Origin of the sequence: Caballeronia sp. GAFFF2, assembly GCF_023631485.1 — a bacterium.
Taxonomy (GTDB): Bacteria; Pseudomonadota; Gammaproteobacteria; order Burkholderiales; family Burkholderiaceae; genus Caballeronia.
Genome location: NZ_JALQDA010000009.1, coordinates 1 through 24,197, shown reverse-complemented (window position 1 = coordinate 24,197; position 24,197 = coordinate 1). Strand labels below are relative to the sequence as shown.

25 protein-coding genes are annotated in these 24,197 nt (G+C 60.4%); 11 read left to right on the top strand and 14 right to left on the bottom strand.

Annotated features, from left to right (window positions below; all coding sequences use genetic code 11):
- Positions 1–237: 237 nt before the first annotated feature.
- The 9 genes from upp (at position 238) to rng (ending at position 8,296) form a co-directional block, all read left to right on the top strand.
- Positions 238–891, top strand: coding sequence for a uracil phosphoribosyltransferase (upp, locus tag NCT04_RS05510; RefSeq protein WP_244827539.1), 654 nt, complete (start codon positions 238–240; stop codon positions 889–891).
- A 346-nt stretch (positions 892–1,237) separates the two neighbouring features.
- A complete protein-coding gene (locus tag NCT04_RS05505) occupies positions 1,238–1,966 on the top strand; it encodes a YebC/PmpR family DNA-binding transcriptional regulator (protein WP_244827538.1) in 729 nt (242 codons plus the stop codon).
- Positions 1,967–2,175: 209 nt separating this feature from the next.
- The gene (purD, locus tag NCT04_RS05500) at positions 2,176–3,453 is read left to right on the top strand and encodes a phosphoribosylamine--glycine ligase (RefSeq protein ID WP_250464261.1); all 1,278 of its coding nucleotides are present in this window, start codon (positions 2,176–2,178) and stop codon (positions 3,451–3,453) included.
- Positions 3,454–3,564: 111 nt separating this feature from the next.
- A complete protein-coding gene (gene hemF, locus NCT04_RS05495) occupies positions 3,565–4,503 on the top strand; it encodes an oxygen-dependent coproporphyrinogen oxidase (RefSeq protein WP_250464259.1) in 939 nt (312 codons plus the stop codon).
- The gene (locus NCT04_RS05490) at positions 4,494–5,198 is read left to right on the top strand and encodes a nicotinate-nucleotide adenylyltransferase (protein WP_250464257.1); all 705 of its coding nucleotides are present in this window, start codon (positions 4,494–4,496) and stop codon (positions 5,196–5,198) included. Before hemF ends, NCT04_RS05490 begins: the two co-directional genes overlap by 10 nt.
- Before the next feature lie 2 nt (positions 5,199–5,200).
- The gene (rsfS, locus tag NCT04_RS05485) at positions 5,201–5,656 is read left to right on the top strand and encodes a ribosome silencing factor (RefSeq protein WP_244827534.1); all 456 of its coding nucleotides are present in this window, start codon (positions 5,201–5,203) and stop codon (positions 5,654–5,656) included.
- Between the two features lie 14 nt (positions 5,657–5,670).
- Positions 5,671–6,141, top strand: a complete 471-nt coding sequence (gene rlmH / locus NCT04_RS05480) for a 23S rRNA (pseudouridine(1915)-N(3))-methyltransferase RlmH (protein ID WP_250464255.1) — start codon at positions 5,671–5,673, stop codon at positions 6,139–6,141.
- A 66-nt stretch (positions 6,142–6,207) separates the two neighbouring features.
- A complete protein-coding gene (locus tag NCT04_RS05475; protein ID WP_250464253.1) occupies positions 6,208–6,819 on the top strand; it encodes a Maf family protein in 612 nt (203 codons plus the stop codon).
- A gap of 7 nt (positions 6,820–6,826) precedes the next feature.
- Positions 6,827–8,296 carry a ribonuclease G gene (gene rng, locus NCT04_RS05470; protein WP_250464251.1) on the top strand — a complete coding sequence of 490 codons (1,470 nt, stop codon included), beginning with the start codon at positions 6,827–6,829 and terminating at the stop codon, positions 8,294–8,296.
- A 919-nt stretch (positions 8,297–9,215) separates the two neighbouring features.
- Here the strand turns inward: rng and NCT04_RS05465 are convergent.
- The 3 genes from NCT04_RS05465 to NCT04_RS05455 form a co-directional block, all read right to left on the bottom strand.
- Positions 9,216–9,608 (bottom strand): hypothetical protein, encoded by a 393-nt coding sequence (locus NCT04_RS05465; protein WP_250464248.1) that lies wholly within the window; start codon positions 9,606–9,608, stop codon positions 9,216–9,218.
- Positions 9,609–10,048: 440 nt separating this feature from the next.
- Positions 10,049–11,401: a hypothetical protein gene (locus NCT04_RS05460; RefSeq protein WP_250464246.1), complete on the bottom strand. Its 1,353-nt coding sequence runs from the start codon at positions 11,399–11,401 to the stop codon at positions 10,049–10,051.
- A 15-nt stretch (positions 11,402–11,416) separates the two neighbouring features.
- The gene (locus NCT04_RS05455) at positions 11,417–12,631 is read right to left on the bottom strand and encodes a hypothetical protein (protein ID WP_250464244.1); all 1,215 of its coding nucleotides are present in this window, start codon (positions 12,629–12,631) and stop codon (positions 11,417–11,419) included.
- 83 nt (positions 12,632–12,714) lie between these two features.
- On the opposite strand from NCT04_RS05455, the gene NCT04_RS05450 reads away from it, so the two are divergent.
- Positions 12,715–13,296, top strand: a complete 582-nt coding sequence (locus NCT04_RS05450) for a hypothetical protein (protein ID WP_250464242.1) — start codon at positions 12,715–12,717, stop codon at positions 13,294–13,296.
- Positions 13,297–13,299: 3 nt separating this feature from the next.
- On the opposite strand, the gene NCT04_RS05445 is transcribed toward NCT04_RS05450, so the two are convergent.
- From NCT04_RS05445 to NCT04_RS05430, 4 genes are all read right to left on the bottom strand, one after another.
- Positions 13,300–13,704 (bottom strand): Bbp16 family capsid cement protein, encoded by a 405-nt coding sequence (locus tag NCT04_RS05445; protein ID WP_250464240.1) that lies wholly within the window; start codon positions 13,702–13,704, stop codon positions 13,300–13,302.
- Positions 13,701–14,384, bottom strand: coding sequence for a hypothetical protein (locus NCT04_RS05440; RefSeq protein ID WP_250464238.1), 684 nt, complete (start codon positions 14,382–14,384; stop codon positions 13,701–13,703). Before NCT04_RS05440 ends, NCT04_RS05445 begins: the two co-directional genes overlap by 4 nt.
- Positions 14,374–15,096 (bottom strand): terminase small subunit, encoded by a 723-nt coding sequence (locus NCT04_RS05435; protein WP_250464236.1) that lies wholly within the window; start codon positions 15,094–15,096, stop codon positions 14,374–14,376. Before NCT04_RS05435 ends, NCT04_RS05440 begins: the two co-directional genes overlap by 11 nt.
- A 287-nt stretch (positions 15,097–15,383) precedes the next feature.
- Positions 15,384–16,154, bottom strand: a complete 771-nt coding sequence (locus tag NCT04_RS05430; protein ID WP_250464234.1) for a hypothetical protein — start codon at positions 16,152–16,154, stop codon at positions 15,384–15,386.
- Here NCT04_RS05430 and NCT04_RS05425 point away from each other — a divergent pair.
- Positions 16,153–16,689: a hypothetical protein gene (locus NCT04_RS05425; RefSeq protein WP_250464232.1), complete on the top strand. Its 537-nt coding sequence runs from the start codon at positions 16,153–16,155 to the stop codon at positions 16,687–16,689. The two genes, NCT04_RS05430 and NCT04_RS05425, sit on opposite strands and share 2 nt — an antisense overlap.
- 1 nt (position 16,690) lies before the next feature.
- On the opposite strand, the gene NCT04_RS05420 is transcribed toward NCT04_RS05425, so the two are convergent.
- The 7 genes from NCT04_RS05420 to NCT04_RS05390 form a co-directional block, all read right to left on the bottom strand.
- Positions 16,691–19,129 (bottom strand): hypothetical protein, encoded by a 2,439-nt coding sequence (locus tag NCT04_RS05420; protein WP_250464230.1) that lies wholly within the window; start codon positions 19,127–19,129, stop codon positions 16,691–16,693.
- Positions 19,130–19,242: 113 nt separating this feature from the next.
- Complete coding sequence (locus tag NCT04_RS05415; protein WP_250464228.1) at positions 19,243–19,614, bottom strand: single-stranded DNA-binding protein; 372 nt, start codon at positions 19,612–19,614, stop codon at positions 19,243–19,245.
- A complete protein-coding gene (locus NCT04_RS05410; RefSeq protein WP_250464226.1) occupies positions 19,611–19,814 on the bottom strand; it encodes a hypothetical protein in 204 nt (67 codons plus the stop codon). The genes NCT04_RS05415 and NCT04_RS05410 overlap by 4 nt, the downstream gene beginning before the upstream one ends.
- The gene (gene dnaB / locus NCT04_RS05405) at positions 19,811–21,226 is read right to left on the bottom strand and encodes a replicative DNA helicase (RefSeq protein WP_250464224.1); all 1,416 of its coding nucleotides are present in this window, start codon (positions 21,224–21,226) and stop codon (positions 19,811–19,813) included. The genes NCT04_RS05410 and dnaB overlap by 4 nt, the downstream gene beginning before the upstream one ends.
- Positions 21,223–22,119 carry a hypothetical protein gene (locus tag NCT04_RS05400; protein ID WP_250464222.1) on the bottom strand — a complete coding sequence of 299 codons (897 nt, stop codon included), beginning with the start codon at positions 22,117–22,119 and terminating at the stop codon, positions 21,223–21,225. The genes dnaB and NCT04_RS05400 overlap by 4 nt, the downstream gene beginning before the upstream one ends.
- Before the next feature lie 9 nt (positions 22,120–22,128).
- A complete protein-coding gene (locus NCT04_RS05395) occupies positions 22,129–22,341 on the bottom strand; it encodes a helix-turn-helix transcriptional regulator (RefSeq protein WP_250464220.1) in 213 nt (70 codons plus the stop codon).
- Between the two features lie 138 nt (positions 22,342–22,479).
- On the bottom strand, positions 22,480–23,721 hold the full coding sequence (locus NCT04_RS05390; protein ID WP_250464218.1) for a tyrosine-type recombinase/integrase: 1,242 nt from the start codon (positions 23,719–23,721) through the stop codon (positions 22,480–22,482).
- Positions 23,722–24,197: the final 476 nt, after the last annotated feature.

Below are 24,197 nucleotides of genomic sequence, written 5' to 3'. Positions count from 1 at the left end.
GAGATGACCGTCACGCCTTCCGCGCAATTCTAAGAGAATCGGGGCGGCAACGTCGGGCGGGCCATGCGGCTTGCCGGTGAATGCGGCAAATGTTCTTAGGCAACGGCGGGGTTTTCGGTAAACTGTCGCCACTGTCCGCCCGGCGCGCGGCATGAGCGCCGGCGCTCATGCATCGCCCATGACGGCACCCCATCACACGAGCAGCACACCAGCAGGACGCGCGAACGCGCGAGACCCATGAAACAGGACAGCCGTTTTCCCAATCTCTTCATCACCGATCACCCGCTGATCCAGCACAAGCTCACCCACATGCGCGACAAGGACACGTCCACGCGCACGTTTCGCGAACTGCTGCGGGAAATCACCTTGCTGATGGGCTACGAGATCACCCGCAATCTGCCGCTCACGACCAAGCGCGTGGAAACGCCGCTCGTCGAGATCGACGCGCCCGTGATCGCGGGCAAAAAGCTCGCCATCGTGCCGGTGCTGCGCGCGGGCATCGGCATGTCGGACGGGCTGCTCGACCTGATCCCCTCGGCGCGCGTCGGTCATATCGGCGTCTATCGCGCGGAAGATCACCGGCCGGTCGAGTATCTCGTGCGCCTGCCGCCCGACCTGGAAGAGCGCGTCTTCATTCTGTGCGATCCGATGGTCGCGACCGGCTACTCGGCCGTCCACGCCGTCGACGTGATGAAGCGCCGCAACGTGCTGTCCGAGAATATCGTGTTCGTGGCGCTGGTGGCGGCGCCCGAAGGCGTGAAGGTGTTCCAGGACGCGCATCCGGACGTGAAGCTCTACGTCGCCTCGCTGGATTCGCATCTGAACGATCATGCGTATATCGTTCCCGGTCTCGGCGATGCAGGCGACCGGCTGTTCGGCACGAAGAACTGATCGCAACCCGTTTTCGCAAATCAAGTCTCGAGACCGCCGCGCGACATGCGCGGCGGTTTTTTATTGTGCGATGGCTTTTGCGCGGCGCACTTTCCCCGAATCCGCCTTCGCCCGCTCGTTTTCCCCAATCGACGCAAGCCGCCTGCCAAGCCATCCCAGCATGATAAAATTTCGGTTTGTTCCTAAGCGGATCTTGCCGCGAGCCTGACTGGCTTGCCTTCGGGCCGCGCCCGACGCACGAACCCGGCTGCCGTTTAAAACGACGCGGCAGCGCATCGAACAGACATCTACAGCATCACAGCAAACCAAGGCGCGGCACGACGTCCGCGCGCGATGGAGAAAGGTAATGGCGGGTCACTCGAAATGGGCCAACATCAAGCATAAGAAGGCCGCAGCCGATGCAAAGCGCGGCAAGGTCTGGACGCGCCTCATCAAGGAAATCCAGGTCGCGGCCCGCATGGGCGGCGGCGAAGTCGACTCGAACCCGCGGCTGCGGCTCGCGGTCGACAAGGCCTACGACGCCAACATGCCGAAGGACAACATCAACCGCGCGATCCAGCGCGGTGTCGGCGGCGTCGATGGCGCGAGCTACGAGGAAATCCGCTACGAAGGCTACGGCATCGGCGGCGCGGCGATCATCGTCGACACCATGACCGACAACCGCACCCGCACGGTCGCGGAAGTGCGCCACGCGTTCTCGAAGTTCGGCGGCAACATGGGCACGGACGGCTCGGTGTCGTTCATGTTCGACCATGTCGGCCAGTTCCTGTTCGCGCCGGGCACGCCCGAGGACAAGCTGATGGACGCCGCGCTCGAAGCAGGCGCGGACGACGTGGTGACGAACGACGACGGCAGCATCGAAGTGATCAGCCCCGCCAACGACTTCCAGAAGGTGAAGGACGCACTCGAAGCCGCCGGCTTCAAGGCGGAACTCGCCGAAGTAACCATGAAGCCGCAAAGCGAAGTGGAATTCAGCGGCGACGACGCCCTGAAAATGCAAAAACTGCTGGACGCTCTCGAAAATCTCGACGACGTGCAGGAAGTCTATACAAACGCCGCCATCAACGACGAATAAGCGCCGCCGTTGCGCCCGTCCGCCGCGCTCGGCGGGCCGCGATGCTGGAACGGCTTTCGCTTGATGAGAAGGCAGGTGACGCAGCCTGAAGTCCGCGCGAGCCGCCTTCGACCTGTCATGCCGGTGACGGCGTGGACTCCGGCATTGGCCTGGTCCGCCCGGCGTCAGCGCGCGGCTACTGCTTTCACTCAAGCTTTTCGGGGATTCAAATGAAGTTACTCGTCGTTGGTTCCGGCGGTCGCGAACATGCGCTGGCCTGGAAGCTCGCCCAGTCGCCGCGCGTGCAGATCGTCTATGTGGCGCCCGGCAACGGCGGCACCGCGCAGGACGAGCTCCTGCGCAATATCGACATCACCGAGCCTTCGGCGCTCGCCGATTTCGTCGAACGCGAGCATGTCGCGATGACCGTCGTCGGACCGGAAACGCCGCTCGCCGCGGGCATCGTCAATCTGTTCCGTTCGCGCGGGCTCAAGATTTTCGGGCCGACAAAGGAAGCCGCGCAACTCGAAAGCTCGAAGGACTTCGCGAAGGCGTTCATGAAGCGCCACAACATTCCGACGGCGGACTACGAAACCTTCACCGACGCCGCCGCCGCGCATGCCTACATCGACACGAAAGGCGCGCCGATCGTCGTGAAAGCGGATGGCCTTGCTGCCGGCAAGGGCGTGGTGGTCGCGATGAGCGCAGAGGAAGCACACGACGCGATCGACTCCATGCTCGCCGACAACAAGCTCGGCGACGCAGGCGCGCGCGTGGTGATCGAAGAGTTCCTGTCCGGCGAGGAAGCGAGCTTCATTGTCATGGTGGACGGCAAGCACGTGCTGCCGCTCGCGTCCAGCCAAGACCACAAGCGTCTGCTCGACGGCGACAAGGGCCCGAACACCGGCGGCATGGGCGCGTATTCGCCCGCGCCGATCGTCACGCCGCAACTGCACGCGCGCGTGATGCGCGAGATCATCCTGCCGACCGTGCGCGGCATGGAAAACGACGGCATCCGCTTCACCGGCTTTCTGTACGCGGGCTTGATGATCGACGCCAACGGCACGCCCAAGACGCTCGAATTCAATTGCCGCATGGGCGACCCCGAAACGCAGCCGATCATGGCGCGCCTCAAGGGCGATTTCTCGAAGGTCGTGGAGATGGCCATCGACGGCAAGCTGGACAGCGTGGAGCTCGACTGGGACCGGCGCACGGCGCTGGGCGTCGTGCTCGTGGCTCACAACTACCCGGAGACGCCGCGCAAGGGCGACCGCATCAACGGCATTCCGCCTGAAACGGACAACGCCGTCACGTTCCATGCGGGCACCACGCTCGCGGACGGCAAGCTCACCACTTCAGGCGGGCGCGTGTTGTGTGTCGTGGGTCTGGCGGATTCCGTGCGCGGCGCGCAATCCGTGGTCTACGATACAGTGAATCAGATTTCGTTCGATGGCATGCAGTATCGCCGGGACATTGGCTACCGGGCGGTGAACCGCAAGCACGGATAAGGCTTTTCGCCTGAAATCGAGCCGTTTTTCCCGCGCTGCCGGACCTCCGCGTCCGGCAGCGCGTTTTTAGAGAATCCACATAACGCCTGTCATGGCGCATTGCAGCAATCGATGAGTGAAACGAACCAGCACGACGCAGCCCACGATATCGCCGCCGTCCGTCAATACCTGACGGGCTTGCAGACGCGTATTGCCGATGCCCTCGGCGCGTTCGACGGCAATTCGTTCGCGACCGATGCCTGGACTCGCGAGCCCGGCGCGCATCTGCGTGGCGGGGGCGTGACGCGCATTCTCGAAGGCGGCGAGTTTTTCGAGCGCGGCGGCATCGGCTTTTCGGACGTGGCGGGCGACGCGCTGCCGCCCTCCGCTAGCGCCGCGCGTCCGCAACTCGCCGGGCGCGGTTTCGAGGCGCTGGGTGTGTCGCTCGTGATGCATCCGAGAAATCCGCACTGCCCAACCGTGCACATGAACGTGCGCATGCTCACGGCGGTCAAGCCCGGCGAAGAGCCGATCTTCTGGTTCGGCGGCGGCATGGACTTGACGCCCATTTACGGCTACGAGGACGACGCGCGGCATTTCCACCGCGTCTGCCGCGACGCGCTCGACCCGTTCGGCGTGGAGTTGTATCCGCGCTTCAAGACGTGGTGCGACGAGTACTTTTATCTGAAGCATCGCGACGAGCAGCGCGGTATCGGCGGCATCTTTTTCGACGATTTCTCCGAGCCCGGCTTCGAGCGTTCGTTCGCGATGATGCGGCGCGTCGGCGATGCGTTTCTCGAAGCGTATCTGCCAATCATCGACAAGCGCCGCGACACGCCTTACGGCGAGCACGAACGCGCGTTTCAGGCGTATCGGCGCGGACGTTACGTCGAGTTCAACCTCGTGTTCGATCGCGGCACGCACTTCGGTCTGCAAAGCGGCGGGCGCACCGAATCCATTCTCATGTCGATGCCGCCGGTCGCGAACTGGCGCTACGACTGGGCGCCCGAGCCCGGCACGCCGGAAGCGCGACTCTATTCCGACTTTCTGGTGCGCCGGCAATGGCTGTGATCGCGCCGGGCACACCTTGCAAAAAGCGCGTCGGCATTTTGGGCGGCACCTTCGATCCGATTCACGAAGGGCATCTGGCGCTCGCGCGCCGCTTCGCCGCGCTCTTACGCCTGACCGAACTCGTGCTGTTGCCCGCGGGTCAGCCGTGGCAGAAGGAAGGCGTATCGGCGCCGCATCACCGGCTGGCGATGACGCGCGCGGCGGCGCAGTCGCTGCACATCGAGGGCGTGAAGATCACCGTCGCCACCGATGAAGTCGAGCGCGAAGGCGCGACCTACACGGTGGAGACGCTTGCCCGCTGGCGCGAGCAGGAAGGCGCCGAGGCATCGCTTGCGTTGCTGATCGGCGCGGATCAACTGGTCAAGCTCAATACCTGGCGCGACTGGAAACGGCTCTTCGAATTCGCGCATGTCTGCGTGGAGACGCGTCCCGGCTTCGATGTCGCGTCGCTGCCCGCGCCCGTCGCCGCCGAACTCGAAGCACGCGAGGCATCCCCGGAAGTCTTGCAGGCCAGCACGCACGGTCACATGCTGATCGACACCACGCTTCTCATCGACGTATCCGCCACGGCGATCCGCGAGGAAGCGAGCGCATCACACGAAGGCGCACGAGGCGCGTCGCAAGACGAAGTCCGCGCGCAGGTCCCATCCGCCGTATGGGACTACATTGTTCAACATCATTTGTATCAACGGTAATCATGGAAATTCAAAAGCTTCAACGCGCGATCATCGACGGTCTCGAAGACGTCAAGGCGCAAGACATCAAAGTGTTCAACACCACTCACCTGACGTCGCTGTTCGACCGCGTGGTCGTGGCGAGCGGCACGTCGAACCGGCAGACCAAGGCGCTTGCCAACAGCGTGCGCGAACGGGTGAAGGAAGCCGGTGGCGACATCATCAGCACGGAAGGCGAAGAGATCGGCGAATGGGTGCTGGTCGACTGCGGCGACGCGGTCGTCCATATCCTGCAACCGGCGCTGCGCCAGTACTACAACCTCGAAGAAGTCTGGGGCGACAAACCCGTGCGCGTGAAATTGAGCAAGCCGAGCATGTTCGGCGGCGCGAACGTCGAAGCCGACGAGGACGAAGACGAGGAAGATGCCGCACCGGCCGTCAAGCGTCCCGCCCGCAAGACCGCGCGCAAGCAGGCCTAAAGCGCAGCGCGTCGATGAAGCTCGTCATTCTCGCAGTCGGACACAAGATGCCCGACTGGATCACGAATGGCTTCGACGAATACGCGAAGCGCATGCCGCCCGAATTGCGCATCGAGCTCAAAGAGATCAAGCCCGAGCAGCGCTCGTCCGGCCGCAATGCCGAAAGCGTGATGGCTGCCGAGAAGCAGCGAATAGAAGCCGCCCTGCCGAAGAACGCCCGCGTGATTGCGCTCGATGAACGCGGCCGCGACTGGACCACGATGCAACTCGCGAACGCCCTGCCCGCCTGGCAACAGGACGGCCGCGATGTCGCGTTCGTGATCGGCGGCGCGGACGGCCTCGCGCCCGAAGTGAAGGCGCGCGCCAAACTCATGCTGCGTATCTCGAGTCTCACGCTGCCGCACGGCATGGTGCGCGTGCTGCTTGCCGAACAGCTTTACCGTGCGTGGAGCATCACGCAGAATCATCCTTATCATCGCGCGTAACGGCAGATGCCCTGATATTCCGTGGTGGTGTCGAAGGCCGGCGCGCTTGTCGAGACCCGCTATCGAATGTCTACTTATCCCTTCGTCTATCTTGCGTCTCAAAGCCCGCGCCGCCAGGAGTTGCTGCGGCAACTGGGCGTGCGGTTCGAACTCCTCTTGCCTCGTCCCGATGAAGACGCCGAAGCGCTCGAAGCCGAGCTGCCCGGCGAAGCAGCGCATGCCTATGTTCAGCGTGTCTGCATGCTGAAGGCGCATGCGGCGCGCGCACGTCTTGTCGCGGGCAATCATGGGACAGCGCCCATTCTCGTCGCGGATACCACCGTGACCATCGACGGACAAATACTTGGCAAGCCCACGCATGAAGAAGACGCGGTCGCGATGCTGACGAAGCTCGCGGGTCGCGAACATGAAGTGCTGACGGCGCTGACCATCGTCGATGCCGATGGCGCATGTCACGCCGCGCTCTCGCGCTCGACGGTGCGTTTCGCGCCGGTCGACCGTGCTGCGCTGCAACGATACGCCGCGACGGGCGAGCCTTTGGGCAAGGCTGGCGCCTATGGCATTCAAGGCCGCGCGGCAGCATTTATCGAGCGAATCGACGGGTCCTATTCGGGTATCATGGGTTTGCCCCTTTTCGAAACCGCAGCACTCTTGCGCGTGGCACGCGTCGAATTCTAAACAGGCCATGAACGAAGAAATCCTGATCAACGTCACACCGCAAGAAACCCGCGTCGCACTGGTTCAGCAAGCCGCCGTTCAGGAGCTTCACGTCGAACGCACGCTCTCGCGCGGCCGCGTCGGCAACGTCTATCTTGGCAAGGTCGTGCGCGTGTTGCCGGGCATGCAGTCGGCGTTCATCGACATTGGTCTGGAACGCGCCGCGTTTCTTCATGTTGCGGATATATGGCATCCGCGCGTGGCGGGCGAGCCGCATGGATCGTCGCCGCATGTGCCTATCGAGAAGATCGTCTTCGAAGGACAGGCGCTGATGGTGCAGGTCGTGAAGGACCCTATCGGCACGAAGGGCGCGCGACTCTCCACGCAGGTGAGCATTGCGGGGCGCACGCTGGTTTATCTGCCGCAGGAACCGCATATCGGGATTTCGCAGAAGATTGAGAGCGAGACGGAGCGCGAAGCTATTCGCGCGCGTCTCACCGCCGTGCTGCCCGCCGATGAGAAAGGCGGCTATATCGTGCGGACGATTGCCGAAGATGCATCGAGTGAAGAGCTTGCCGCCGATGTCTCGTATCTGCGCAAGACCTGGGCGACGATAGTTGCTCAAGGGCAGCGCGTACCGCCGACCACTTTGCTCTATCAGGATCTAAATCTGGCGCAGCGCGTGTTGCGCGACTTCGTGAATGACGAGACCACGCGCATTCAAGTGGATTCGCGCGAGACGTATCAGATGCTGGCGGATTTTGCGGCGGAGTTCACGCCGGCGGTGGCATCGCGCGTGCATCACTACACGGGCGAGCGGCCGCTTTTCGACCTGTACAACATCGAGGCGGAAATTTTGCGGGCGCTGTCGCGGCGCGTCGATTTGAAGTCGGGCGGTTATCTGATGATCGATCAGACCGAGGCCATGACCACCATCGACGTGAATACGGGCGGCTATGTCGGCGCGCGCAATTTCGACGACACCATCTTCAAGACGAACCTCGAAGCGGCGCACACCATCGCGCGGCAATTGCGGTTGAGGAACCTGGGCGGAATCATCATCATCGATTTCATCGATATGGAGAACGTCGAGCATCGCGATCAGGTCCTGAGCGAATTGAAGCGCGCGCTGTCGCGGGATCGTACGCGCGTGACGGTCAATGGCTTTTCGCAACTCGGGCTCGTGGAGATGACGCGCAAGCGCACGCGGGAATCTCTTGCGCATGTGTTGTGCGAGCCGTGTCCTACTTGTCAGGGCAAGGGGCAGGTGAAGACGCCGCGAACCGTGTGTTATGACGTGTTGCGCGAGATCATGCGCGAATCGCGGCAGTTCAATCCGCGCGAATTTCGCGTGGTGGCTTCCCAGCAGGTGATCGATCTGTTTCTGGAAGAAGAGTCACAGCATCTGGCGATGTTGATGGACTTTATCGGCAAGCCGGTTTCGTTGCAGGTGGAGTCGAATTTGAGTCAGGAGCAGTATGACATTGTCCTCCTCTAATTTGAAATATCTATCTAAATCAAGAGCTTAAAGTAGCATATCTGCAGAATTTTGAACGCCAGCTACCCATCTGGCTACCCTTCCAAGGCGCGCCTAGGCACTTGGTCGCGTCCTTTACCTGTTGCGTCCTGCCATATTCGAATCAACAACTCACCGTTGAAGTGCTGCAGGTTGGGAGAGGCCGCTTTTCTCCATGCTCGGACCGAGCTCTCAGAGAAATAGCCCTGCGCCTCTCGGACGATCTCTTTATCGCTCAGGCCCATCTCTGCAATCAACGCTACAAAGTCGATTGGGAGCGGCATCACGAATGGCGCATTGGACGCTGAACAGTCACTCGGCTTGAAAGGGCCACGCTGCGCAGCCAGTCCCTTTCTCCCCTTTCGCGGCCGTTCTAACTGTGCAATGAGATCGCGCCACTCCGTCCTTTCTTCGCTCATCGCTCCACCCGGTATAGCGTTCGATGCTCGCGCGACGAGGCCGCATGGGACGGCAACATCTTCTGCAGCATTGTTTGAAATGTGGCGTCATTACGGGCGGTGACGTGTCGCATGTGCTGCTCACGCCATGCCTTGCGGCCCTCTGCCGATCGCAAAAAGGTGTCTCGCATCTGCCGTCTTTCGCTTCGCCACATACTGTAGTCGCGCCCAGTCCAATCGGTTCGCGTCATCGACAGGCACCATGTATCCCGCGCAGCAGGAGCACGCAGATGCGGAGCGCTGCGCGGACGTTCGCGCCGTAGTCGGCAAATTAATCCGCGCATCTCCCACTCCACAACCTGGTTCACTCCTGGCCATATTCCAGACGGAGGCGCCAATCCTTCTGCCTCTATCTGTTCCCGCGCGCCGATGTACAAAGTCCAGCAAAACTCCGGGTGCATCGCGATCACTAAATCATTGTCGGCTCGCATGGCTGTCTCCAATCATTCGTCCGAAGAACCGCGCATCATCCGATGGAGCTCACTGATATCACGGTTCTTTTCGCGCATCGAATCTGCCAAGCGGCCGATATGTGCACCGATGACTTCCATCGCGTTGAGAAGCCCCACGTGAGCTGAAAAGCCCAGCGGTTCAGCGCCGCTCATTTGCGGCTCGCAGATGCTGTTGTGGACAAGGCGTGAGATGGTCTGAATGGCATTCGATGCGCGGTCAAGTTCTGCGACATCGGCCGAGGCGATATGCATGAGTTCTTCTTCTCCGTCGGCGACCATGTAATCGCGCATCATCGCGCCTTTGAAGTTCAGTTGCTCGTGATCGAGGTTTGCTGATGCGGCCGGCTTGGTGACAGGCTTCGACGCGGTGATGGCTTTTGACATGGCTGTGGCTCCTATTAGGCTTAATGCCCGGCCACTCATCGCCAAATGAGGTGAGCGGGCGCTGGTGGGGTTGGCGAACCGAGGTAATAGGAACCCGGCAGACCCGAAGGTCTCCCCACCAGGCCCACCCATAGGGTAGATCTCCGGCGTGCGGACGTAAAAAAACCGCGCTGGGCGGTTGTCCGCCTATTACTGTTCAGGTCGCCAAACCTGACTGCTGTTGTTTCAGCAGTGAGCGAAGGATAGTTTGGACAATCAGCGCGCGTCAAGCGCTTTATTTTTCATATGTGCGCTAAAGATCGTCCGTGCTCTGACGTGCGAAAAAAGAAAGGGCTGCCGAATTGGCAGCCCTAAACCGTCGATTCCCACCAAGACTTCACATGCGCCAGACAAGTATAACGGCAGCGGTAGACAGATTGCTTCCTTAGAAATCTAATCGTTCATCGCACGCGCAGCGCGTTGATGTAGCCGCTACATGTCATCGTGCTGGTGCCGAACGTCGCCATGCCGACAGCATAGACGGTGGTTGTGGTAGAGACGTTCACAACAGTCGGTGTGGTGTGAACAATCTGTGCGGCGCCCGTCGCGAACGACGCCGTCAAGGCGGTAAGCGATGCATTCGATGGCAGCGTTGCGGAGGTAGTGTTCGTGCCACCATAGATCGCGCTGACTGTCGTGGAGCCGGCCGCCGTGAACGCAATGTTGCTCCACACGAGATATTCGCCGGCCGTTAGCGATTTGCTCGTACAGTTCGTGGCGGTGTTGCTCGTCATCGACACGCCGGTCGAATTGCCTGATACCGCTTCGCCTACGCTGCCGGCTGCCGCCGCGCTGCCGTTCGTCACGCCGACAAGGTTTGGCGTCGTGATGGTCGGGCTCGATGTCGATGCCGCGCCCAGCGCCGTCAGCGCCCCAGCCGCTGTCGTTGCACCCGTTCCGCCGCTCGCCACCGGGAGCGCGCTGCCTAGCGACAAAGAGCTTGCGTAGGTCGCGCCGCTGTTGCTTACGTTGAAACCCGTACCCTGAATTGCGTTTCCGGTGTATGTGCCGTTCGCCAGGTTGATACCGTACTGGTGGGTTCCACCGATAAAGATGGAATGCGTTGAATTGCTCTGATCGATGAACGAGTATGTCTTGACGCTGCTCGAGCTGAAGTAGAGTCCCGAATCCCAGTTCGACGGGCCAGCGCCGGTATCCTTGCTCACCCACAAGGCTGAGGTATTGAGCTTGGCTCCCCCTGCGGTCACATGGATACCGACTGCAGATGGCACCGCACCCGTGTTGAGCGGCGCATCGGAACCCGTGTTATTCGCGGTGTATGTTTCGACCGCGAACGCGTTGTTGCCGGCCGTGTCGGCCTGTCCGTTGAAGAAGCCGCCATAGGCATAGTGGCCCGACGAGCCCCGCTGGATACCCCAGCCGACCACGCCGACGGCGTCTCCCTTACCAGTCTGCGTACTGATCGCCTCCATCGCGTTGCTGTTCGCGTTTGCCGAACCAGTGCCGGTATTGTTACTCAGCACCTCAACCCACAAGGCGGGCGCGGCGCCGGTGAGGTCGGTGGCGTTTTGGGCCTCAGTGCGATTGATGGAAAACGACGGCGTGTTCGCGGTATGCGGGTTGGCTGGAGAACCATCCGAGAGTACTGCGGCCGTTGCCGTCGAGGCGACGTCACCTACCGCGCCAACGGGCGGCGTGCCACCAGCGCGAAGCAGTTGTGTGGGAACTGTCGTCTGTGCGAGCGAGGCAGCAGAAACAAACGCGAGGATTGCACCGATTAATGAGCGTTTCATTGGCTTCCTTGTTGTTTAAATCCGCGCGATGGCGAAAACATTCAGGAGTGGGTTACTGGTCAGCGGAACGGCAACACCGCTGTTCTGGTACGCCTGCACGCGTAGCCTGTCGCCGGTGCTAAGCGCCAAAACCCCGTTTACAGAGACGCGATGCGCCGCGATCGTTGCGTTTTGCGAAACCTCTGCGCCTTGGAGATAGATGGCAGAATCGTTCACCAGCACGTTGACTGCGGTGAGCGTTCCAACGGGCATCGCCGCGCCGAAAACAAGCGAGGCACTGACTTGATAGGAGCCGCCCCGCGGGCATGTGAAAACGCCCGAAGGTGCGTCGAAATTCTTCCCGAGTCGATCGAACTGCGTCGACCACCCGATCACATTCGTCGGCGCGTTGTTCTGAATGGATTGGTTGCTCGGGTTGAGGTATGAAAGTGCATCCTTGACCGCATCATCGGCATCGACAAACACCGATAGCGTGGTGCCGGTTTCTGCATAGACGCGGTTGATGTAGATGGGGATGGGCTGCTTAAACGTGATGACGTTGCCCACGAGCGTGGCGATGTTCTCGGGACCCCAATACACGCCGTCAAAAAACAGACGGAGATTGTCAACCGTGCCGGGCGCGCGGGAGAGAACGAGTTGCGTGGTAACGCCAGGCTCGAAGTGTGTGTCAGCGACAAACACCTCGGTCCGCAGGTCTCCCGCGCCGACATTCGCAGAGAGGGGGACCATCGTCGGAAGTCCGCTTGAATCGAACCCGAGCAGGTATCCGGCGCGCTGTGAAGCAGACGGAAGCGTTCCGTCTGTTCCGTATTCAGACAAAGGGAAGCGCAGGGAATTGATGACGCCCGCGAGGGCCTGCTGCGCAAGCATCGTCAGCTTGTCGAGCGCCTTTTCCGTAGTCTTCGCCGGGAATGCATCGTTCTGCTGATACTCGGTTTCTTGCGTTGCCGGCACATTTCTGTAAATACGAAGCTGAAAGCCCGGTGCGTATGTCAGGACGGTCGAGAGTGCTCCACCGCTTTGGTTGCCAGCCCCTTCGACGTTGTAGTCCGATCCGAGATCCAACGGCGTCAACACCCCATTCTTTGCGATCAAATCGACTAGGAGATGCGTGTCGCGCAAGAAATAAAATGGGATTTCGAAGACGGTGGATGAGCCATCCGTCGAGAAGACTACTGATGATGTATCTGAGCTGATGGTCATGGCGCAGCCTTGGTTGGTCTGCGCCATGGTCACCGCATAGGCGTGGAGAATTGTCCGTTTTCCGTTATGCGATATCTTTACAACACTCCAAAACAGCAAAGGTGTAACTGATGGACTCGGCCTTGTTTCTTCAACTGCTTTTCACATTCCTTGTCGCTGGCGGTGGGGCCTACTTCGGGTCGTATATAAGAGAAAAAGGAAAGAGCCTTGCAACGAAAGAGGACATTGGAAAGATTACCGCCATCGTCGAGAAGGTTAGAACCGAGGTCAACCATCTGGATTGGACAAAGCGAGAGTGGACGAACCTGCGGCGCATTAAACTGGAAGAGCTACTAAATCATGTGCATGAGACGGAGCGCTTCCTTACATCAGCGGAACGGTGTGCGCTTGACGGAACGATCCTTGATGCGACAGATCCGCGGCCGGAACTAGAAACGATAGAAACACTCTATTTCCCCGAACTGCGACCGGAAATGAAGGTACTGCTGGCAGTCGTTTCGGACCGCGTAAATCGGAGCAGTCAAATGGCTGTGCGTGTTCGCCAAGCCATCAATAGCATCGACATGAACGCACAAAAAGCGGCCTTCGAACAATACAGCAGAGAGCGCGACCTAGCCGCATATATTCTTGCAGTCGACGCGCTGCGGAAAGCAGCGGCACGTGTCCTTACTCAAATATTGCCGCCTCAATAATCTTCAAGTCGAAGATGCTGAGTGCATTGGCTTCCAGTACGTTGGATGCTGACTAGTGAGATAGGCAGTGACATTTAATGAAGGCGTCGTTCCGCTCAAGGCGTAGTAGATGCGCACATAACGTTGAATCCCGTATGGCATCGGCACGCCAAGGACGGCATTAGCGTGCGCGTCTTCCGGCGCAGGTCGAATGCTTTGCATCACGCGCGGCGATGTGAAAGAGGCATCGTCGGCGGTCTGGATCTGGATCTCATACACACCAGCGCCTGCAATCTGGTGCAAAACGAAGGCCAGCCACATTGGCCGATCGAGCCGCGGTTGCGCGGACAGGTCGATTACGTTCGAAGAGCCGGCACTCACCGTAAGCGCTTGCCGGTCTGAGAAGGTCAAAAGCGTGTCGCTGATCATTTCAGCCTCCCATCATTACGCTGCCTCAATGCCTCTTCAGCGAACCGCATCACGGTCTTTCGGTCTGCCCCGAGGCCAGACTCCACGAGCATCTTGGCGACGCGCGGGTCGCGCCGAGCAAGCGCCGCAGCAGCGTCCCAAGCGCCTTCCCAACCATCGCCATACTTTTCCTTCATGCCCTGAATGGCATCGGCAAGGAACTCTTGCTTATGTGCCTCTGTGAGCTTCGCCTCGCTGAATTCGCGGTAGTCCTGCAGGAACTCGCGCACATCCGCGTGCGAGGCGCCGTGATCAGCAACGATCGAGGAGAACTCCGCGCGGTCAACGCCTTCGACAGGCGCCATATCGTGCGGTACTCCATTGACGCCGTCAGTCGCGATGAGCTCGTCGTAGAGCAGGCCATTCGACCCTTCGTCGCTGAATATCTTGCGCATCGGGTCGTTGCGCACGAGATCAAGCGCGTGCGCGTCCGCCGACTGCTCCTTGGCCTGAATAGTTAGCGGGTTCGCCGTCGCGTCCTGGCGACCGTTTTGCGGCGTTGCTGGGGCTTCCGCAGTCGTGCTCTTACCGTACAGCACTGCAGCCATCTCCTCATCGCTTCGCGCGGGCGCGGCAACGGCTGGCGTGGTGTCGGTGCTGCTGCCATAGAAGGCCGCAGCCATCTCTTCTTCATTCATCATTTTCTCCAGTCTTAGAAGTTTTCAGGCCCCGCCCGGTGAAGTCGCGCACACGCACCTTCGGTTTCTTCAGAATGAGCTTGTCATTGAACATACCGAGATGGCGGCCGAGCAGTTCGATAGCCTTATCCCGACTGCGTAACCGAACCTTGATGCCGTCTTTCGTCTCCTCGACGCCGTCGAAAAGACGAGCGGCGCCACCGATGAGCGTGCCGCTGTCGTGCATGTGGACGCTGCCGACGCCTTCACCGAAGCATTCACGGCAGGACTGGCTAGGCTCGCGTGTCGGATTCCAGCCGTCTCCACCCTGCTCATCGAAGGGGTCAGGAAATTCCTCGCCTTTGGCTCGCGCGGCGCGCATATCACGCGCGTAGGCCGCGCGAGCACGCTCCATTTCTCCAGCGGTGCGCTGATAGCGGTTGTCACGGCCGTAGCAATAGCGGCAGCACGTACGCCGGACCTCGACAACGTCCGCCGCGTTCGCGAACACGAGCTCGTACAGTTCTCGCACCACCCTGTCTGACTCGGCAGTGACCCTGACCTTGCGCGCAGCCAGGCCGGTGTTTATCGCTTCGGCGACCTCGCGCTTCTGCAGCAGATTGTGAGCGGCCTGGCGCGCATTTTTGGCCCCGAACCCGGCTCGCACAGCGGCCTTCGCCCCCGAGAGGTCGATCAGATACTCGTCGACGAAGCGCTGTTGCTTAGGCGTCAGCATCTCGAACCTCGGACGATGCCGGCAGAGCACGTGCAGACGGCATGCTCTTCAGACTGTACGGACGCATCGGCGCATCATCTCGCGAACGCTCCAATTTCTTTGCCCAAAGGCATAAAAGCAGCTCACCCCGATAATGCCCGGGCGATTGATTGTCCGCGTACGCGCGAATTTGCCGCTCACTTGCATGGCCTCCGATCGCGACGCTGATCGCGCGAGACGACATCCCGCTATCGAAAAGGTCCTGCACAATCTTGGGCCAATCAACTTGCACTCCGGTAAGAAACATTTCATGCACCTCGACGGAAAAGGACTTTGTAGCTGCTTGGCGGGTAGATCGATGCAGGGTCGAACGCGGGGCCGGGGATATAGGCGACGACGCCCGCAAAGTGCCGCTCGCTTGACTCGCAATGGTGTCGAGCCCACGTCTCGAGACGTTCTTCGCCCTTCCCGCCTTCGGCCAAAACGCTGCGAATAAGATCAGCGGTCCGCGTGCGCACCGGATAGACGACATGAGCGAGCGCGCCGAACGCATGACTCTCACGTACGCGCGAATGCAAGACGATTTCCTTCGCAATGCGCGCGGCCTCCGATTCGAGCGCTTCTGCATCTTCGATGGCGCGCTTTAAATGGTCGCGAGCCTTATCTACTGCCTTCAAGGCCTCTATCCGACGCGGCGAAATCTTGCTGTACATCTGCAACGCGCGGCGCGCGGTTGCAGCCTCTTCGGCAAGCTCTTGAGCCGCATCTTTGCTCTCGGCCATCAGCTTGACGCGCATGAGTTCAGCCACGCGCGCCTGATGCCCGTGAGCGACCGTTCGCAGCTCTGCCGCTGTAGCATCCTCAGCGCCGTTCGTATCAAGCAAGTGCTCGTCGAGTTGCTTTTGCACCTCTTCCGCTTTGGCGCGTGCATCGCGCAGGTGCTGCTCGATCACTTCGATATCTGCCATGGCCCTACTCCGTGTTTCCCGTTGAAAGTCTTGATACTGCCGCGTTTCGTTCGCAGAAATGTCCGCATTTGCGCGAAAATGCAGAGCGTCACCATTTGGACAAAAAACCATGTATCAATTCCTCGGGTTGGACAAAGAGCAATGGGAAATCGCGAATGCATTTGCCTCATGTGTCGGCGCCGCAGGAACGTTGGCCGCAGTTATCGTTTCTCTATGGCTCGCGCAACGCAAGGAAGGCCTCGATCTTGAGGTCAGTGCAAACGTCCGTACGCTCGTAGGCGGCGGAGTGGAACCTTCTGATTTCGTCGTCATATCCGCAACCAACAAAGGCTCTCGTTCCGCCAAAATTCTGAGCATTGGGTGGCGCGCAGGTGACGGAAAATCCGCCACACACCTTGTTCAACTCCCGCCCGGCCGCGACCTGATGTCCGCTCCGTTACCTGTGACCATAGCGGACGGGGAACAGGCTCAATGGTTCTTTCCCGTAGCTGACTGGCTCGACAACTGGCCGGAGGCGCTTGGAGAGCGGTGGGAAGACCGTTTAACAAGCCTAACGCTGCTGGTACATCCCACATACGGCCCGCCTTTTGAAGCTCCGGCCTCTCGCGAACTACGCGACGCTATCGCGTCGCGATGTTCCCGCTAAGCTAATTGCCGATGGCAGCGCCCAGGTCAGGCCCACGGCTCGGGCTACTCATGGTGCCTTTTAGAAGCGAGCCGCTGTCCGGCGCCCAATAGTACTGTTGAGCGAACTCGCGCTGCGCGCGCGCCTGCATGCGCCCAAGATATCCAGGCGACAGGTTCTCGCTCAACGCATTCAGGAAGGCGTGATCGAGCGCCGCGCGTGCATACCAAAGATTGGTGAACGGAAGATGCCCGCGCGCCAGCCGGAGCGCCTCAGCGCCTGCATGCGTCTGCTTGCCGGCGATCGATTTATCGATGTTGCCCTTCGTCAGCTCATAGGCCTGTGCCACAGTGCCGAAAGTCGGTCCGAGCAGCTCGAACAGGCCTTGCTGAGGCGAGTTGTCGTCAGTCGAATCGCGAAGCAGCACGTCGCCAAGGAAGCCGAGCCCGCCACCCTTCGTGGCTGCTGCAAGCCAAAACTTCTTCTGGGTCATGTCGATCGGGTCTTTGCCTGCCGCGATCTGTTGCGCCTGCACGGCGATCGCACCGAGCGCCGTCATTGCGATCGTGAGAGCCGATCCATAAGCTAGCTTATTCGAGGCGAGCGGCGCGCCTTCAAGGCCAGCGGGCGTGTCGAAGAGCCGTTGCCAATGGCGGGTAATGATGGCCAGAGGAAAGCTCTTGAACTGCATCACGGCACGCGCCAGTTCGCCGCGCATCGTGCCCGCCTGACTGCCACCCCAGGATGCGACTGTGCGCACCTTCAGATCTGGGTTCAGGATGGCCGTCTCCGACTCGTCGATTATCATGGCCTGGTACTTCGTCAGCACCTCGACGGCGCGCGGATCATCGACGGCACGGATAGCTTGCGGCGTCATGAATTCGCGGCCCTTGAATTGCGTCGGCGTCGCCTGCCTGATCAGATTCCAGTCGTCCTCGCCGAGTCCGTGGTTTTCCATCCGCCACCGGTCGTATTCCGTGAGCGCCTGCCAGTCGGTTTTCGCAAGGCGAGCCATGGCTGCCTGCATAGTCAGGCTGAAACCTCCGCGCAGGGAATCTGTCCAGGCGCGCAAAAGCGAAAGCTTCTGGGTGGAATTGGCGAGCTTGCCGGGCAGGTCACCGCGCAGGCTATCTCCGCTCCACCTGTTCAAGTCCGATGCGATCGATTCGGCGATGATGCCGTGCATGGTCAGGAAGTCGCGCGTGTCTGCGTCTGCCGCCACATGGGTGACGTTCCGAATGAGATCGAAGTACGGCAGCTTATTGAAGCCCGTGGTGACGAATAGAAGCGGAAGGTCCGTGATCGACGAAAGGAGCGTAGCCTGCAGCTTGCCCGCCGACTCGATAGCGCGCGCGGCGCCGGCGATCTTCGCAATGTTCGCGTCAGCAGGTGTCGCGGCCTTGCCGCTCACCATGTCCCAATACGCCTGGGGCGTGTTGCCAAACGTCCGGTGCAGTCGGCTGACATCACGAAGATCAGTCGCCGCTGCCTTGTTGAACTCGATGCGCATGAGACTGTTCGGATTGGGCCCATAGCGCTCCACCAAACCGATATTGCGTGCCATGCCGCCGAGATGGCCAAGCATTACGTCGTACATGCTGCCGCCGCCGTATTTCGCCATCGTCTGCAAATAAGCATCGGCATCACGGAAATGAATCTCACGGGATTCGCTGCCGCGGCCGGCGCGCGCACCAGTGCCCGGAAAGGCATCGACCTCCATCTTGTTCAGGCCGTTCGTAGAAAGCGTCTCCCAAGCTTCAGCCAGGAAGTCGGCGATCTCTGCGTCCGGCATCGCAGTGCCGTCCTCGCGCAAGTACCGCGATCGATCCAGCTGCGGTAGCACGTCGTCGACGAAGGTCTGCTTGGCGCGCGCATCGCCTTTGCCGCGCACGAGATGGGTCTCCCAGGCGTGCGGGATATACCCGTACTCCAAGCGGCCCACGTCGCCACCGGAGGCGTTGAAGCGCGTGCGCAACTCTTCGATGGTGGTCAGCCATGCCTTGGCTCCGTCGCGAGCCGTCTTGTTGCCCGTGGAACCGTCCGCGTTCGCGTAGATCTCGCGCAGAAGGTCGCGGGACATCTGGGGATTCTCTGCGTCAAAGAGAAACATCGACACACGGCGCGCCACGCTCGCACCCTGGCCGCTCTTTGCCGCGTTGATGAGGTCAAGCAGGCCGCCAAGCGACGTGTCTTTGATTGCGCGGATATAGCCGTCCGTGCGCTCGATGTCTTCGACAAGGGCATGCGCGCGCTTTTCGCCGTTTGCCATGCCGGCCGTAACGCGCGCATCCGTCTGCATGGCTTTCAGGATTTGCAGCTTCCCGCGAGCAGCTTTCTTATCCGCTTCGGCGTTGATGTCCTGCATCGCGCGCTGAGCGGCGCGGATCGTTCGTTCCTCAGGCGAAAGCGACCGCCACGTCGAGTTGTCCTCTCGAGCGAGCCGTCGCGCCGTGCGCTTCAAGCGACTGTCGATCTCGTCCAGCTCGCGTTTCGAAATGGCTCGTCCTGCTGCTTTTGCGACTGCGGCCGCGCATTGGGGTGTCATGTGTCAGACCTCCAGTAAATTTTTGTCTATCAAATAGGATCGTCGAAGCCTTCGCTGAATGCCTCTGCGGCCCCACCAGCGGCTTCCAGCGCCCTCCGCTTCCGAGAGACGTGGTACGCAGTCAAAACGCGCTGCGCCGTCATGCTGACGCTCGCTTTTGTGCCGTCGCGCCCGGTGTAGGTGCCGATCTTCAACGGACCAGCGAGCGAGACGCTGTCGCCGTCGGCGAGCGCGAGCAAGGCGTCCTGAGCCTGCTGGTCGAAGGCAATGACGCTGATGAACATGCTCTCGCCGTCGCCGTCGGCCGCGCGCACTTTCGCGAGCACGTAGGTGTTGCCGTTTTGGCTACGCCGCGCCTCGGCCTGTTTGTAGAGCTTGCCGCCCACTAATGCATCGATCACGTCTTCTTCTCCCCGGTCTGAATCATTCGCCAAAGCTCCCGACGCTGGCTGTCCGCAGCCATGTCGCCGTGTTTCGCTCGCACCGCCTCGACAATCTGTCGCGCGGGCCCGTAATTTCCGCGTTTGCCTTCGTGCACAGCGCGCATGAGATTGCTCCACGCCTTGCGGCGCTCGTTCGCGTTCGGCATCGCGCCGATCACTCGTCGAATCCGCCGCGCGGGCGCGAGCGGCGTTCGCGCGCGTCTTCCCATAACGCGCCGGGCGGAAGGTCCGAAAAGCGTGTCAGCTCACCCGTGTACGCGAGTCCGACCTTGCCCAGAGCGCCGTTCCGCTGCTTGCCGATGATGATTTCAGCAACTCCTTTGGCCTGCGTGTCGGGGTAATAGACCTCGTCGCGATAGATGAACAAGATCGTGTCCGCGTCCTGCTCGATCTCACCCGAATCGCGCAGATCTGCCATTACCGGGCGGCGGTTCTGGCGCTGCTCGATCGCGCGACTGAGCTGGGCGAGCAGCACAATCGGACAGCCAAGCTGTTTGGCCAGCCCCTTCAGGCCGCGCGTGATGCTGCCGATCTGCTGCGTGCGGTTATCGCCGTCGCCGCCGGTCATGAGGCCGAGGTAATCGATGACGACAAGCCCGAGGCCGTGCACGCGCTTGATGCGCCGCGCAGCGTTCTGGACTTCGAAGAGCGACAGGCCTGGGCGATCGTCGATGAAGAGCTTCGCGGCTGCCGCACGCTGGGCAGCGCGCGTGATGCCCGGCCAGTCTCCGTCGTGCAGCCGCTTGCCATCTTTCAATCGACCCATTGGAATGCCGCCCGCGCGTGCGCCGTGACGCATCGCAATCTGCTGGCCGCCCATTTCCATCGAAAAGAACACCGCAGGGGCGTTGCCGGAGACGTGCTCGGCGATGCCAAGCGCAAAGGCCGTTTTGCCCATGGACGGCCGCCCGGCTACGATCACCAGATCGCCGTCGAACATGCCGCCGTCGAGCTTGGCATCGAGGTCCGCATAGCCAGTGGCGGTTGCCTTGACTGTCGAGCGCCCGGTGTACTGGGCATCCAGTTCCTGCACAAGCTCACCGAAGTACTCACCCAGCAGCCGCGGCTCCGTGCCGCGCGCGTCGCCCATCCGTTCGAACTTTGCTTGCGCGCTGCTGAGGATGTCGCCGACGCTCGCGCCGTTGCGGTTCATCACCTCACCCCGAATATCGTCAGCCGCTTTCAGCATTTGGCGAAGACGCCAGCGGTCGACCACGCCCTCGGCATAGCGCGCAATGTTCGCGGCGCCCGGCGTGTTCTGCGCAAGCGCATTCAGATACGGCAGGCCGCCGACCACGTCTTCCTTGCCAATGGCGCGCACCTGTTCGAGCACAGTGATGACATCGGCGGTCGAGCCGGCGGAGATCATGCGCGTAACCGCTTCGAAGATTAGGCGATGGTCAGCGCGAGCGAAATGCTCGGCGAGCAGCGGCCCGATGCGGTCGATCCCGTCGTTGTCGAGCAGCAGCGCGCCGAGCACCGATTGCTCCATCTCGACGGAGGCTAGCTCCTGCGATGTCTGGTTGAGATAGGCGTCAAAATCGATAGCGTCTCCGATGGTCTTGGTCATGCTGCATCCCGGTGGTATTTGTTTTCGAGGCAGGAAATGAAGCTGCTCGGCTTCATTAGGAAATCGATATCGGCAACAAACGGCGTGCGGCCCGGAGAAGGCGTCGCCTTGCCAGTCAAGAACAGAGACTGCGAACAGACCTGGAAGAAACGACGCCAAGCCGCGATGCCCGAAGGCACGTCGGCGTAGCCGAAAGGTTTGCAAGTGAGCTGGGACGCTTCCTTCCATCGCGCCGAAATCATCTTTCGGCGTGCATCACTCACGACCTTCACGCGCGGGTTATCAGGCAGAAGATCGTGGTACGCCTTGACGATGGCATCGACGGGACAGGGAAGTGCAGAAGACTTCTGACGATGCGAAGCAATGGACGCGGTAGTCGACGGCTCGCGGAGCGAGTCACCCTTTGCTGGTTTTTCAGTCTTTACTGCTTCTTCAGTCTTTACTAATACATCCGGAATATCCCGATCGGGCTTTTCCAGATCGGGCTTTTCCGGATGAGGCTCGCCATGATCCGCAACGCCTTTCCTGGCTTCCTCGTCGGGCTTTTCCGGATAGGGCTTTTCGCAGATTTCTAAACCCTCATCCGGATTTTCCGGATAAGGCTCGTCGAAGACCGTCCAGACGACTGAACCCGTTGAGTTCCGCTTTTGGCGAACATAGCGAGCGGACGTGAGCTCATCGAGAATCTTGTAGACCGCATCGCGACCGGCGGGCCGCTGTGCATCGCGGGTCTCATTGATCAACGCCTGGACGTTGATTGCCCAATGGTCCGGTTTGCTCAGCAGATGCACGAGCATCCCTCTCGCCGCCCACGACAATCCGGCGTCGTTGAGTATGCGATTGGAGATGCGAGTGAAATTGCGATCGGGCTGCGGCCCTCGAACGATCGGCATCTGAAGAGCTTAGGCAGCTGCTGCGCGAGCGCGTTGAGCCTGCAGTTCGAGCCATTGATCGATCTCGTTCTCGAAAAAGATCGTCATTCCAGTGCTTATCTGGACCGGCTTCGGGAAGTCCGGACGAGTCCTGCAATAGCGCCAAAGCGACGTGACGCTAAAACCGATTCGAGCAGCGGCTTGCTTGGGGCGAAGGGCCCGCCCTTTGGCTTCTACTGACATGTGACGCCCCTTGATTCAGAGTGTTTTTTCGTGGCGCTTCTTGCATCACGATGTCAGCAGAGTAAGTTTTCAGGAGCGCAGAATTGTCCTTTTTTGAACGCTATTGGAACCTTTGACTCGATAGAAATTGGAGCAAAATTACCCTGAGCGCTTGAACGGCACGATATTCCAAACGGTTCCTGCTCGACAGGATGTCAGGAACGACGCCCACAACCGAAGCGCCTCCCGCCGCTCTTCATAGTACGTGTACTGGTCATACAGCCCTTCGACGCCCTTCAGCTTGTGATTAAGGCACATCTCCGAGATGTCACGCGACACCCCGAGTTTGCGCATATGGCTTTTCATCGTGCTGCGAAGGTCGTGCGGCGTAAAGCGTCGGATCTTCGGTTTCGGCACCGTGTTATCGAGCCAGTAATCAATGGCCTCCCGAAAAACATCCTTCGAGATGTGTGCGTCGCCATCAAAGCGATTGAACCGAGTGCTCAGCCTGGCCGGTAAAACGAAACCAGAACCGCCAGCAAGTTCAACCAGTCGCCGGAACCACGCCACGACGACGGGCGCAAGCGGGATGTCCATCTCCGGACCGGTCTTGCTTGACGGGATATGCCAACGCGCCTCGTCAAGGTATAGGTTTGCGCGACGCGCGGTGAATAATTCGGATGCCCGCACGCCGGTCGCGAGAAGGATGGACATCGAGAGAAGATTAGGCTCACTCATCTCGGCAGTCATGAGAGTGCGAATCTCGTCGGCGGTCAGCATGAGGCGCTTTCTGACCTCCGGACGCTTGCCAATGATCGACTCGAGAACAACGCCAGCACACGGGTTCGCCATGACAATCTTCTTGCCCGCGGCGTGCTTGAAGATGCCGCGTAGCGCGCACCAGAGCGTGAACGACTCGACCCACCCGACCTTCACGCGCTCGAGCTGCGCGACCACGTCCGCCGGTCCGACAGATTGCACGGACATCGCGCCCATACCGTTTTCGATACGCTTCAAGTTGCGCTCGTAGCTCCGCTGCGTACTTTCGGCGAGACCATCCAACACGAGCAGACGGTAGTCTTCGACCAGCTCGCGCACGGTCCAATCGCGACGCGACTTCGCCTTGCGAACCTCGTCGGCAGGATTGACGCCATCAGATAGGCCTGCCCGCTTGCGAGCGGCGCTGACCCGAGCAGCAGAAAGTGAGAGATCGGGATAGCGGCCAAGCGTGACTTCCTGGCGCCGGCCGCCGTGATAGAAGCGCAGGACCCACGCGGCTGTGCCGTTCGCCGAAAGCGTGAACGTCAGACCGCCTCCATCGGATTTCGCGACGGGCACGCCGGCCCGGACGAACTGCCTGAGCTGGATGTCGCCCAGCAAATTTATTGCCCTCTTGCCCATCGTCGCCCCGTAGCTACCTGTCTAGCTACCCATTTTAATTGAAGTTATGTGGCTCAACGTGGTTCGATATGTTTTTCAGAAAACGCCGAAGTATTGCCCGGCAAAGAGACGGCGGTTCTGTTTGGTGCAAGGTGTCATCAACATCACGACAATATGACATTGTGTTGATGTAGGACTAACTCATACAACCTCTAAAGAAACACGCAGGGGCGCGCGTTCGAACCTTTTGTTCATCGACGCATAAATAGGCAACGAGGGCCGAATAGCGGCCCTTCGTAATTACGAAGCTTCATTCGAAGGCAGACCAGAATTTATCGACATCGAAATCAGCGCCTTAATGGATGGCTGGTATGGTTTTCCAGACGACTGAGCCGAGCGGCTCTTCTGGGACCTATCCGCAATTCTGTGGGCGAGGCATATTATGAGAGGTAAAAGTCATGGATATGCCGATGAAGAAGAAACGCACCGTCGCTTCT

What these genes read in the sequence shown, in the direction of transcription:
- upp (WP_244827539.1), top strand. Translation starts at nt 238, where the DNA reads ATGAAACAGGACAGCCGTTTTCCCAATCTCTTCATCACCGATCACCCG.
- NCT04_RS05505 (WP_244827538.1), top strand. Translation starts at nt 1,238, where the DNA reads ATGGCGGGTCACTCGAAATGGGCCAACATCAAGCATAAGAAGGCCGCA.
- purD (WP_250464261.1), top strand. Translation starts at nt 2,176, where the DNA reads ATGAAGTTACTCGTCGTTGGTTCCGGCGGTCGCGAACATGCGCTGGCC.
- hemF (WP_250464259.1), top strand. Translation starts at nt 3,565, where the DNA reads ATGAGTGAAACGAACCAGCACGACGCAGCCCACGATATCGCCGCCGTC.
- NCT04_RS05490 (WP_250464257.1), top strand. Translation starts at nt 4,494, where the DNA reads ATGGCTGTGATCGCGCCGGGCACACCTTGCAAAAAGCGCGTCGGCATT.
- rsfS (WP_244827534.1), top strand. Translation starts at nt 5,201, where the DNA reads ATGGAAATTCAAAAGCTTCAACGCGCGATCATCGACGGTCTCGAAGAC.
- rlmH (WP_250464255.1), top strand. Translation starts at nt 5,671, where the DNA reads ATGAAGCTCGTCATTCTCGCAGTCGGACACAAGATGCCCGACTGGATC.
- NCT04_RS05475 (WP_250464253.1), top strand. Translation starts at nt 6,208, where the DNA reads ATGTCTACTTATCCCTTCGTCTATCTTGCGTCTCAAAGCCCGCGCCGC.
- rng (WP_250464251.1), top strand. Translation starts at nt 6,827, where the DNA reads ATGAACGAAGAAATCCTGATCAACGTCACACCGCAAGAAACCCGCGTC.
- NCT04_RS05465 (WP_250464248.1), bottom strand. Translation starts at nt 9,608, where the DNA reads ATGTCAAAAGCCATCACCGCGTCGAAGCCTGTCACCAAGCCGGCCGCA.
- NCT04_RS05460 (WP_250464246.1), bottom strand. Translation starts at nt 11,401, where the DNA reads ATGAAACGCTCATTAATCGGTGCAATCCTCGCGTTTGTTTCTGCTGCC.
- NCT04_RS05455 (WP_250464244.1), bottom strand. Translation starts at nt 12,631, where the DNA reads ATGGCGCAGACCAACCAAGGCTGCGCCATGACCATCAGCTCAGATACA.
- NCT04_RS05450 (WP_250464242.1), top strand. Translation starts at nt 12,715, where the DNA reads ATGGACTCGGCCTTGTTTCTTCAACTGCTTTTCACATTCCTTGTCGCT.
- NCT04_RS05445 (WP_250464240.1), bottom strand. Translation starts at nt 13,704, where the DNA reads ATGATCAGCGACACGCTTTTGACCTTCTCAGACCGGCAAGCGCTTACG.
- NCT04_RS05440 (WP_250464238.1), bottom strand. Translation starts at nt 14,384, where the DNA reads ATGATGAATGAAGAAGAGATGGCTGCGGCCTTCTATGGCAGCAGCACC.
- NCT04_RS05435 (WP_250464236.1), bottom strand. Translation starts at nt 15,096, where the DNA reads ATGCTGACGCCTAAGCAACAGCGCTTCGTCGACGAGTATCTGATCGAC.
- NCT04_RS05425 (WP_250464232.1), top strand. Translation starts at nt 16,153, where the DNA reads ATGTATCAATTCCTCGGGTTGGACAAAGAGCAATGGGAAATCGCGAAT.
- NCT04_RS05430 (WP_250464234.1), bottom strand. Translation starts at nt 16,154, where the DNA reads ATGGTTTTTTGTCCAAATGGTGACGCTCTGCATTTTCGCGCAAATGCG.
- dnaB (WP_250464224.1), bottom strand. Translation starts at nt 21,226, where the DNA reads ATGACCAAGACCATCGGAGACGCTATCGATTTTGACGCCTATCTCAAC.
- NCT04_RS05400 (WP_250464222.1), bottom strand. Translation starts at nt 22,119, where the DNA reads ATGCCGATCGTTCGAGGGCCGCAGCCCGATCGCAATTTCACTCGCATC.
- NCT04_RS05395 (WP_250464220.1), bottom strand. Translation starts at nt 22,341, where the DNA reads ATGTCAGTAGAAGCCAAAGGGCGGGCCCTTCGCCCCAAGCAAGCCGCT.
- NCT04_RS05390 (WP_250464218.1), bottom strand. Translation starts at nt 23,721, where the DNA reads ATGGGCAAGAGGGCAATAAATTTGCTGGGCGACATCCAGCTCAGGCAG.